The organism is Stenotrophomonas sp. 05L44_2 (assembly GCF_056665995.1).
Map to the genome: position 1 here is coordinate 1 of NZ_JBFTNR010000679.1, position 2266 is coordinate 2266.

Below are 2266 nucleotides of genomic sequence, written 5' to 3' on the forward strand. Positions count from 1 at the left end.
GAGTTCGAACGCGGTGACATCGTGGGCAACAAGGCGCGCCTGCAGGAGGAACTGGGTGACCTGCTGTTCGTGTGCGCCAACCTGGCGCGCCATGCGGACATCGATCTGGGTGCCGCGCTGCGTGGGGCCAACCACAAGTTCGAACGTCGCTTCCGTTCGATGGAGGCGCAGGCCGAGGCACAAGGCGATTCGCTGGCCGCACTCGATCTGGATGCGCAGGAAGCGCTCTGGCAGCACGCCAAGGCCACCGAAAAAGCGTGAAAACGCTCGGTCTGTTCCTGCTGACCGCGCTGGCCGAGATCATCGGCTGCTACCTGCCGTGGCTGTGGCTGCGCAAGGGTGGCAGTATCTGGCTGCTGTTGCCGGCGGCGGCCAGCCTGGCGTTGTTCGCCTGGCTGCTGACCCTGCACCCGACCGCCAGCGGACGCGTGTACGCAGCGTACGGTGGCGTGTACATCGGCACGGCGCTGTTCTGGCTGTGGCTCGTCGATGGCATCCGTCCCAGCCGTTGGGACATGCTGGGGGCTGCGCTTTGCCTGGCCGGCATGGCGGTGATCATGTTCGGGCCGCGGCAACCGGGGTAAGCCGGGCAGGTGTAGAGTCGAGCAATGCTCGACCGTTGTTGTGGCAACAACAGCCGGGCATGGCTCGGCACCTTCAACGAACGGAGCACGCGCATGTCCCGCTTCGCCAGCTTCCGCGAGTTCTATCCGTTCTACCTCAGCGAGCACCGCAACACGACATCACGACGCCTGCACTTCATCGGCAGCTGCGGCGTACTGCTGCTGGTCGCCATCGCCGCACTGCGCGGACAGCCGCTGCTGCTGTTGGCGGCATTGGCCTGCGGCTACGGCTTTGCCTGGGTCGGTCACTTCTTCTTCGAGAAGAACCGCCCTGCAACATTTCGTCATCCACTGTATTCGTTCATCGGTGACTGGGTGATGTTCGCCGACATCCTGCGTGGCAGGGTGAAGTGGTGATCTCGCCGTGCGCGCCGGCCGGCGCCGTACGACTCAACGCACGTTGCAGCCCACCGCCGCCAGGTTGATCGCGTCGGCCATGCGCCGATAGCCCTCGTCGTTCGGGTGCAGATGATCGCGGGTGATGTCCGCCGGCAATGATTCCGGCTCTTTCGGATCACGCAGGGCTGCATCGAAATCCACCACGCCATCGAAGCCGGTGTCCTGGCCACGCGCCCATTGGTTGATCGCGGTGCGGGTGGTGGCCGATACCGGTTCGTAGCGCTCCGAATCGCCGAAGGGCGTCAGTGTGCCGAGATGAGCGCGGATACCATGTGCATGCAGCCGGGCGGCGACCTGGCGGTAGCCCAGCAGCATGTCTGCCGCGCTGCGTCCCGGCAGCGGCTGTGCGCCGCCACCGTGGCGGATGTCATTGATGCCTTCGAACAGGATCACCTGGTCGGCGTCGGCCACTGCGATCACGTCGCGATCCAGCCGTGACAGCGCGCTGTGGCTGCGGCCATGGTCCAGCAGCTTGTTGCCGCTGATGCCCTGGTTGAGCACCACGAAGCGGTCCGGGCACGCCTGCTGCAGGCGCTGGCCCAAGCGCTCGGGCCATTGGTTGAACGAGCCACGCGAGGCCGTCGCGCCCTCGGTGATGGAATCACCCAGGGCCACGATCACCTGCGGCCGGTCCGCGCGCTGCACCAGTACCGCGGAGAACACGTTCTGCTGGTAGCCCACGCGCACGCTGTCGGCCACCGCGTCCTGCTTTCCGTCGACCACCCGCACCACCGTACGGCGCACTGCAGGGCGGGTGGGCTGCGGGAAGTACGCGGTCACGCTGATCTCCTGCAGGGCGGCAACCCGCAAGGGCAGTGCATCACTGAGCAGCGCTGCGCCCACCGGTACGTCGATGGACGTGCGTCCATCGACGGTGACCGGCAGCGCTGCCGCCTTGCCATCCTTCAGGCGCACCCGTACATCTTCCACATGCAGCGGCGTGGTGCCCAGTTCGTTGCTGATGCGCAGCCGCAGCGCATCGCCCCTGCTACCCAGGCGCATGTCCTGGCGCACGGTCTGCGCTGCGAACTGCACGGGCGCGTCAGCGCTGCCATCCTTGCGGTCAGGCGCGGGCGAAGCGGTCCAGGCGGTGACCCAGACCGGTGCGGCCAGCGCCACGGGGGCGGCCACGGCGGTGCCGATGGCCAGGGAAAGCAGGGTGATCCAGCGCTGCATGGGCTTCGATCCGGTCAGGAGAAGTAGGTGCCGCCGTTGACGTCCAGATTGGCACCGGTGATGAACGC

Annotated in this window: 4 protein-coding genes; 3 read left to right on the forward strand and 1 reads right to left on the reverse strand. The window is 66.8% G+C overall.

Going from position 1 to position 2266, the window contains the following annotated elements; all coding sequences use genetic code 11:
- From AC1VAN_RS19160 to AC1VAN_RS19170, 3 genes are all read left to right on the forward strand, one after another.
- Positions 1 to 261, forward strand: a 261-nt coding sequence (locus AC1VAN_RS19160; RefSeq protein ID WP_480986477.1) for a MazG nucleotide pyrophosphohydrolase domain-containing protein, incomplete at its 5' end; no start/stop codon positions are given.
- Positions 258 to 584, forward strand: coding sequence for a YnfA family protein (locus AC1VAN_RS19165; protein WP_032974968.1), 327 nt, complete (start codon positions 258 to 260; stop codon positions 582 to 584). The genes AC1VAN_RS19160 and AC1VAN_RS19165, both read left to right, overlap by 4 nt.
- Before the next feature lie 93 nt (positions 585 to 677).
- Positions 678 to 980 (forward strand): Mpo1-like protein, encoded by a 303-nt coding sequence (locus AC1VAN_RS19170; protein WP_032974966.1) that lies wholly within the window; start codon positions 678 to 680, stop codon positions 978 to 980.
- A 33-nt stretch (positions 981 to 1013) separates the two neighbouring features.
- Here the strand turns inward: AC1VAN_RS19170 and AC1VAN_RS19175 are convergent, their stop codons facing one another.
- Positions 1014 to 2198, reverse strand: a complete 1185-nt coding sequence (locus AC1VAN_RS19175) for a GDSL-type esterase/lipase family protein (RefSeq protein WP_442251822.1) — start codon at positions 2196 to 2198, stop codon at positions 1014 to 1016.
- Positions 2199 to 2266 lie beyond the last annotated feature (68 nt).